The sequence below is a fragment of the Bradyrhizobium nanningense genome (genome assembly GCF_004114535.1).
Taxonomy (GTDB): domain Bacteria; phylum Pseudomonadota; class Alphaproteobacteria; order Rhizobiales; family Xanthobacteraceae; genus Bradyrhizobium; species Bradyrhizobium nanningense.
In genome coordinates this window covers 79,645-87,187 of the sequence record NZ_LBJC01000076.1, presented here as the reverse complement: position 1 = coordinate 87,187, position 7,543 = coordinate 79,645, and the positions used below count along the sequence as shown (strand labels likewise).

Below are 7,543 nucleotides of genomic sequence, written 5' to 3'. Positions count from 1 at the left end.
GGCGACATCATCTCGGAACGGGTGGGCGACTTCAAATCGGAATGGTGGGCGAGATCATCTCGGAATCCTGGGCGACATCGATCGGAATCCGCATTCGCGCTCCCGACGCCGGGGCAGCCTGGCATGCTGGACAGTCGTCCGCCTGAAAACAAAGAAGTGTGAAGCTGTTCACCCTCCCCGAATCTCTCCTCGTCTACAATAAGGAACGTCCCCCGCCGGGACGCTCATCCGGGAATGGACAAGTCGGAGCTGGCGAAGCTGGAGGCGCGGCCATGAAGCCCCACGCCATGAGCAAGTATTTCGGTAATGGCGCCGGCCACGTTCTGCGCCAGCACAACAGCGCGGTGCTGCTGTTCAGCTGGCGCGGCAAGCCCGACGGATCGGCCCGCTATGTCGAGCGCGTCAACCGGTATGCTCGCGATGGCGTGGAATATCCCAACCTTGCCGCCCTGCTCCGCGCCGTCGAGGCCGAGCACGCTCAGAAGAAGCCCTGATATGCAGCTTGCCCCAGCTCAACATCGAAGCACCGCCCCAAGCGAGCGATCGGCGCCGCCCCCTACATGCTCATGGAAATGATGGCTGCCAACCCCAGGGCGGCCGCAGCCCACGCCAGCGCATGCAACATCCAAGGCCGCATTGTCATTGTCGCCTCCAACAGGATGGGAAGATGCGGGGCGGCTCGCGTGCGCCAATTGAGATAGATCAAAGGCCAAAGAGTAGCGCCGCTGCAGCGGCCACGGTGAAAACACCAGCGCCGATGGCAAGCACAAGCACTAGCTGTTCTTTGCCCATGTACTATCTTAACCTAGGTTGAGTCGGGCTGGATATGCAATTTGTGCCAGATCATCCGGAAATACGCTCCTTTGAAATTAGGAAGGGAACGTTCATGCCCTTCCCCAAGGGTAACCCCAAGTCCGCCCCGGCTCAAATGCCCCTGCGTGAGTTGGGGCCTTTTTTTGCACTCCTAATGAGTGCCCCTTTCGGGCAAACGTTACTCTTGGTGGCGGTGGTATGATCGGCAAACCTCCGGGCAATATCCAGCGCCGGTAACCCGGAGCGCAGGCGGCCTCGCCACGGCCGTGCCAGCGTTGGCGCGGCCGCTGCGTTGTTGGCCGCAGGCGGTCGCGAATCCCGGTGCTTAGAGCGTTCTCTATGGTTTCAGACTAATAGTGTTCGCGGTCCGCGCCCGTAGTGGAAGCTTCGATGGAAGAGTTCATGGCCTATTTGTTCGGGCCTGATGGGAATATCGTGCAACGCGTAAGGCTGATTTGTGCGAAGAGCCGCTAGACAGCGCGCGCAGCAACTAGCGGGGACCCACGCAGTCGAGCTTTGGCAGCTGACGCGCAAGATCGCGAGCTTTCCGTTACGCGCAAACTGAATTGGAAAGTAAACGGCCCCAAGTAGGGGCCGCCAACCCGTCTGATACGGGTTTTCCTCCAGCAGTCGGGGGGCTACCTTTTCGGCTGGGGCCACAAACCGACGCGGCAATATGCTGATTGATCCAGAAGCTGCGCCGCAAGGTGAATTGAACGCTTAAGCGCCTATTAAAGACTAAAGTGCCTAAGTTGTATCAGTTGAAATTCATTGGCCGATGGGGGGCGCGATGAAAGACATGCTCGAACATGTCGCGACCTTGCGCGAGCAGATCGGGAAGTGCGAGCGGTTGAGAGATGAGGCCAAGTCGCCAATAAAGCGGGCGGCTTTCGACCGGGTGGTCCCTCACTACAGGGTCCTCGTATCTGAACTGGAAAATGCAATCGCGCAAGCCAAGGCTGAGAACGAGTGAAGGCCCTCATTTAAGTGGAACGCGGGCTCCTCGCTCCCGGCGGTACCGTAAAAGGGCGGCCCCAACTCGGCGCTGGCTGGAGTTGGGACCTAGCTCGGTCAGCCTTAAAGCGGCGCTGAACCCAAGCCGCTCAACCTTGCATTGGCGGTGGGGAACTCGCGATTACGCAATCGGCGCACCCCGAATTTGTCGTGTCTAATGCACCTCTATGGGTCAAAAAGCAAAGGACCGCTGTTTTTGACAGCGGCCCCTCACGCTGCCGGGTTCAATGATTCCGAAATTGAAATGCCTTCGCCGCCCGGCATTGCCGATTTCTCCTGGCGTCCCCGGTTCTAGCTATAACGAATGTGAATCATGACCCAAATTTTTCGAGTTGCCGAAGCGCCCACCACGTCGGCCTCAGACTGGAGATTTTTCCGGATCGAGAGACGAGCTGGGACCGAGCGGTCTGCCGCTGTCCGGTTCGGCAAACGACAGCTTCATCCCAAAAATTCTTCCTGTTCAGATTCAAAAATGTGAAACCACCGCGAAAAAGAACCAGCCCGCGGGAGGAACGGGCTGGAGCTTAGTTGTCAGCAACAGGACGGTCTTGCAAGATGGCACGCAAGACTGATCGTTGAACTAGCCGCAGGGACGCTCGTTCCTAACGAGCGACAGGCCGCCTCTCATCGACCCAAGCGCCGCTCGACCTTCTTGCGGCTGCTGCCCACCTTCTCGACCGCCTTCTTCGCGGAGGCCGAGCGGCGCGTCTTCTTCGCCTCGTCGCGAACCTCGTAATCCTGTCCGCCCGCCACCCGCGCCCGGTCCTGCTTTCGGCCGCGGGTGGTCCGCTTCTCGCCTTTGCCATGCTAGTTCCTCCGTGTTGGCACCGCGGCAACGCGAGAATGAATTCGCAGGTTCCGATTCGCCTACACCACCGAACGTTGCCTATCTTGGACTCCGATCAGTGGAGTTGACAACATTCATCTTCACCTGTTTGCAGAAGCGTGGCGATGCCCGCCTAGGTCCGGCCGCCCCGATGGCTGTGCGCGCGTGCATTTTAAACCGTCAGACCGTTAAATTTAGTTGCCACTGGCAGCCGGAGAAATGGATGATGCCAAGCGAGCAATTCCGACTATCACCCTTCTTTTTGTTTGCTCCGTTGCCTGCGCTTTGACGCTCTCGGAAACCCGTCTTGCGGAGTTGCACAAACAGTCCCATAGCAAGCCTTTTCACCCTTGTAGTTGGCCAGCGCTTCGACAAACGTCGACATGACGTGCTGTTTCAGTTCGTCGGGGATAGGCTCAGGACCGTCTAGCGAGTTCAACGCCACCTCGACCAATTCGATTGCGCGATCCTTGTTGCCGCTCTCATAATAATACTGAGCGACCGCCCCATAGGACAGGTACTTGAAGCCACCGTCCCCTTGCGGAGGATTCAGCGCAAGAATGTGTTCGGACAACTCTTTGCCCATCGCGAGGCGCTCGGCAGACGGGAAGTGGGAGTTGTCATTCGCCGGATCAAAGAGCTGGCTCAGTGCCCCTTCCATCCAGTGCTCATCGTTTTTGTCGATCGCGTCGCGAGCGAATCGCTTCAAAACCGGCAAGCCGGTCTGCAAGTTGCGCAGTCTGTGAAGCAACAGTTTCGCATGGAGCACGCGGAAGTTGAGGTCGTCCGGCATCACCGCGACGGCCTCTTCGACCGCCGAAACCGCCTTTGCCCAATCCTCCGCCTTCATCGCCGGCCAAAGCTTGGCGAGAATCGGCTCAGTCAACGCCCGCTTGCGCTCCATTTCGCGCATTTCGCGTCGTCCGCTGTCGATCCGCTCTGTATCGGCGGCTTTAGCTTCATCGCTGGTCCGCCAACTGCCGTTAAGAACTTTCGGCAAGACGTCATCGAGCTGCATCGGAGGACCGATAAAGGCGATGTGGCCGTCACGGTCAACGACGAATGAGGTGGGAATCCCGACAGAAAAGCTGGAGTCCATCCAAAGCTTGCTCATTTCGCCTGTGGAGTCGAACCCGATCCGATAGTTCAGGTTCGAGAACTTCTCGGTCAACCACGCGTCCAACGTTGTTCGGGCCTCGTCCGCCGTTGGAGCCTGTTCGTAAGCTGCGACGCCGAGCAGCTCAAGTCCGCTGTCTTTGTATTTCTCTTGCAGCTCTACTAGATGAGGCATCATTGCCGTACATGGTCCGCACCAAGTTGCCCAAAATTCGACGATGTACACCTTCCCGGGCTGAAAGCTCGTGAGGGGCTCGCCGCGCAGCCAGTTCTCCACCTTGATCGGAGGAGCTGGGGACTCCATGCACAGCACGATGTTGCTCTCCAAAACTATTGCCACTCGTTGCGCGACTTTGTGCGCTAGCCTGTCTCTCTCAGAAACGGAGCACACGGGTTCAAGAGAAGGAGAGCATCACTCGTTTTGTGCATCTCGTGTGCGCTCAGCCCTCACTCCGTGGTTCTGCATCCCAAAAGCAACAGGCGTGCCATCTCGGTCAGCACGCATCAAGCGCCTGATTACGCTTTGAAAACTCCAAGGCGCCCCAAAACGCAGCCGGTGTTTTGAACCTGACGGACTTTGTCCCGTGTCAGAAGTTGGACACGAAATCCTTGTGGGTGAGCGCCTGGTCATGCGAGCCGATCCGGCAAGATCTCATGTCTAGGACTGCCGCCGCCCTAACGCATCTTGTAGCAATGGCAGATAGGATCGATTTCGTGAGGGAGGTGCGCTCCCGCTCCAGGGTGACCAGCACAAGCATTCGAATAGGTCTTCCCACCGCCTTGCGGGAGACGATTGAGACGTCGGCTCCGATGATGCTCTGTGATTGGAGCCTCTTCAGTCGTCGTTGACAGGGCGGTAGCAGAAAGCCCGGCCATTTCGCCGAGCACCTCGGAAGTTAGGCGGTTGGCCGCCCAAACTTCGGAATTTTACGACCAGTTCGCGAAGCCTGGGAAGAGATGCTGACGCTCAGCGCAGCGACTTTGGAAGGCATGCGCGCAAAGGCTGTGGTGTTGTCTAAGTCGGTCTGGAATGGGGATGATGCTCGCGAGCAGCTCGGCGACGCCACCGATGCCAAGTTCATCGACAGCTTACTCGCCGATCTCGCCGGCAAAGAGGTTGTTTTAGACTCGGCGCGGCCTGGCTCGAGGCATAGGCCGCCTCACCAAAAAGGGGCCTTCGGCTATGCGGTTCGGCTCAGAAGATCCGAGCGAGCGACCCAAAGCGAACGACTCGCGTGCTCACCCTGATGTTCTCCAGCGAGTACTGAATAGAGCAAGAAGTTACCGCCTCCCATCTAGACGCACCGGGTTGATGCTCCAGCAGGAGGAGTACCGCTGCGGGGCCCATCGGAAGGCCCTGCCGGGACCCCATGGGTTGGCCTCCCGATCAGTGCGGATTTGCCTTTGGACGGTTTGTCCAGCGCTCGCTGTGTGGGGGCTTTTTTTCTTAAGGGCCGATGGGACGGACAACACGCAAGCGAATGCCGTGACTTCCAAGGACTGCGAGAATGACGCTCATGTTCACTATCAATTCGATGATGCTCAACCAGCTGAACAACAACGGCGACTTGAGAAGGGTTTTGATATTCTCTTTGAAGATTTATCAAGCCGACATTTTGGGTCCTCAAGGTTTGGTAGTTTGGCTTTGCGCTCAAGTTCCCGATCTAGCTAGGTCTTTTGGCTACTCGGGGGTCTTCATTCTTGGGAATCACCATCGAAGATCGGCTTCGGCGGGGGTGATCTTTCATCCTCGGCAGGGTTAGACCTTACGCTTCCTGCGGATGCGGTCGGCATAGATGATGTGGCCGCCCTGCTTACCCTTCCGGCCATGAGCGCCAACCTCGCACGGCGGCGTAGCCATTAGCGAACTCGCCCACGGAGCTCAGAGGGGCGTGCTTCGCGTTTCCTACGGCCCATTCTTGACGGTCGACGCGTTCGCTGGGTATGCTTACATCGTGAAAACGCTTGGCCAAAAAATCCGCGAACGCCGCGAAGAGCTCGACCTCTCGCTCCGTGAATTCGCAAAAAAGCTCGATTGCTCGCCTCCCTTCATCTCCGACGTGGAGCACGGACGGCGCTTTCCGTCCGAGCCAATGCTGGAGGAGATGGCGCGGCTGCTGAAGGTCGATGTCGCGGAAATCAAGCGGCATGACCAGCGCGCCCCACTTGATGAAATCAAACGCATGACTGAGCAGGACCCCGGCTACGCCTTCGCGTTCCGCACGCTCGTCGATCAGAAGCTGACGCCGCAACAGCTTCTTGAGCTCGTCAATAAGAGCAAGCCTCCGCCCAAAGGGGGCAAGAAATGAGGACGTACCGGACGAATCGGGGGCCGTTCGCGACCCGCCCTTTCTACAAGCCGGCGGAGATCGACCGCATCTGCGGCGACGCTTTGAAAGCCGCGGGGCTGATGCCCGACACGCCCGAAGCTGTCAGGGTCGAACGGTTCGTCGAAAAGCACTTCAAGGTCTCACCGCGATACGAGGCGCTTCCCGACGGCGTGCTCGGCTATACATCGTTCGGGCCGAAGGGGGTCACGGGCATCGTGATCACGACGGCGCTGGATGAGGAAGGCGGCAGCGTCTCCGAGCGCCGCATCCGGACGACGCTCGCCCACGAGGCGGGGCACGGCCTGCTTCATACGCATCTCTTCGCGCTCGGCGAGAAGCCGCCGAAATTGTTCGAGGACGAGAACGACCGACCGGAGATCCTCTGCCGGGACGTTCACGGCACAGCGCACGAGTCGCGCTACGACGGGCGATGGTGGGAGTACCAGGCGAATCGGGCGATCGGCGGTCTATTGATGCCGCGCGCTCTCGCTATCAAGGCGGCGGCCACCTTTTGCGAGGAACGCGGCGGGCTGGGCCTGCCCACGCTCAAGGAGGACGAGCGGGAGCGCGCCGTCCACGAACTGGCTGAAATCTTTGAAGTAAATCCTGTCGTCGCCCGTATCCGGCTCGATGATCTTTTTGCCCGCCCGGAGAGCGGTCAGCTGACCCTTTGATTTTTTTGTGGCATGTGTTCGCTGTATAAGCTAACGTTGGCATACATGCTGACCGAGATATCTGAATCGGCACTAGCAGCCCGGGAAAGGAACGAACATGGAGAGCGGAGAGATGAATCAGACGAAGGCTAAGGAACCGAAGTACATTCTCAGCATCGAAGGGGAGGAGTTTCCCTGGGGCGAGGACACGATCACGACCGAGCAGATTGCCGAGCTAGGCGGCTGGGACATCTCGCAGGGCGTGATCGAGGTCGACCAGCACAACGTCGAACGGACGCTTGCGCCGGGCGAGGTCATCGCGATCAAGCCGGGCCAGGGTTTCGGCAAGAAGCACCGCTGGAAGCGTGGCTGATGCGCGCGCGTATCAGCCACGAGCTGGCCCTGCTGCGCCGCCACTTCGGCGACGTCGAGCACGCGGAATCGAACGGGGAAGACTGGTTCAGAATTCCCCGTTACGTGCTGCCCGAAGGCTGGCGCGTCGGCGACACGGCGGTGAGCGAGCTGCCGGTCTGTTTTCTGGTGAAGGGCAACTACCCCGGCGATGCGCCCTACGGATTTCTCACGCCCGCCGGCCTGAATTTCAAAGGTGCCGCTCCGAACAATGCGGGCGCTCCACCTTCGCCGCCGCCCTTCTCCGGCGAGTGGCTGCATTTCTCGTGGTCGGTGGAGAACTGGTCGGCAACCGCGGACGTGGGCAAGGGCTCGAACCTGCTCGCGTGGGTGCGGAGTTTCATGGTGCGATTGCAGGAGGGGGCATGAAGGCATTTTTA

The 7,543-nt window shown here is 59.2% G+C and carries 7 protein-coding genes and 2 pseudogenes; 6 read left to right on the top strand and 3 right to left on the bottom strand.

Features of this window, described 5'->3' with window-relative positions; translation table 11 throughout:
- Nucleotides 1-272: 272 nt before the first annotated feature.
- Entirely contained in the window at nucleotides 273-494 is a 222-nt protein-coding gene (locus XH84_RS34420) for a hypothetical protein (protein ID WP_128948678.1), read from the top strand.
- Nucleotides 495-1,603: 1,109 nt separating this feature from the next.
- On the top strand, nucleotides 1,604-1,786 hold the full coding sequence (locus XH84_RS34415) for a hypothetical protein (RefSeq protein ID WP_128948677.1): 183 nt from the start codon (nucleotides 1,604-1,606) through the stop codon (nucleotides 1,784-1,786).
- A 665-nt stretch (nucleotides 1,787-2,451) separates the two neighbouring features.
- Here the strand turns inward: XH84_RS34415 and XH84_RS34410 are convergent.
- The 3 genes and pseudogenes from XH84_RS34410 to XH84_RS41220 all read right to left on the bottom strand — a co-directional run.
- Nucleotides 2,452-2,622 (bottom strand): annotated as a pseudogene (locus tag XH84_RS34410) (DUF3606 domain-containing protein); the annotation flags it as partial.
- Between the two features lie 281 nt (nucleotides 2,623-2,903).
- Nucleotides 2,904-4,073: a TlpA disulfide reductase family protein gene (locus XH84_RS34405; RefSeq protein ID WP_128948684.1), complete on the bottom strand. Its 1,170-nt coding sequence runs from the start codon at nucleotides 4,071-4,073 to the stop codon at nucleotides 2,904-2,906.
- 388 nt (nucleotides 4,074-4,461) lie between these two features.
- A pseudogene (locus XH84_RS41220) lies at nucleotides 4,462-4,675 on the bottom strand (winged helix-turn-helix transcriptional regulator); the annotation flags it as partial.
- A gap of 1,013 nt (nucleotides 4,676-5,688) precedes the next feature.
- Here XH84_RS41220 and XH84_RS34395 point away from each other — a divergent pair.
- The 4 genes from XH84_RS34395 (at nucleotide 5,689) to XH84_RS34380 (ending at nucleotide 7,532) form a co-directional block, all read left to right on the top strand.
- Nucleotides 5,689-6,078, top strand: coding sequence for a helix-turn-helix domain-containing protein (locus tag XH84_RS34395; protein WP_164937422.1), 390 nt, complete (start codon nucleotides 5,689-5,691; stop codon nucleotides 6,076-6,078).
- Nucleotides 6,075-6,773, top strand: a complete 699-nt coding sequence (locus XH84_RS34390) for an ImmA/IrrE family metallo-endopeptidase (RefSeq protein ID WP_245471965.1) — start codon at nucleotides 6,075-6,077, stop codon at nucleotides 6,771-6,773. The genes XH84_RS34395 and XH84_RS34390 overlap by 4 nt, the downstream gene beginning before the upstream one ends.
- Before the next feature lie 112 nt (nucleotides 6,774-6,885).
- Complete coding sequence (locus XH84_RS34385; protein ID WP_128948674.1) at nucleotides 6,886-7,125, top strand: hypothetical protein; 240 nt, start codon at nucleotides 6,886-6,888, stop codon at nucleotides 7,123-7,125.
- Entirely contained in the window at nucleotides 7,125-7,532 is a 408-nt protein-coding gene (locus XH84_RS34380; RefSeq protein WP_128948673.1) for a hypothetical protein, read from the top strand. The genes XH84_RS34385 and XH84_RS34380 overlap by 1 nt, the downstream gene beginning before the upstream one ends.
- Nucleotides 7,533-7,543 lie beyond the last annotated feature (11 nt).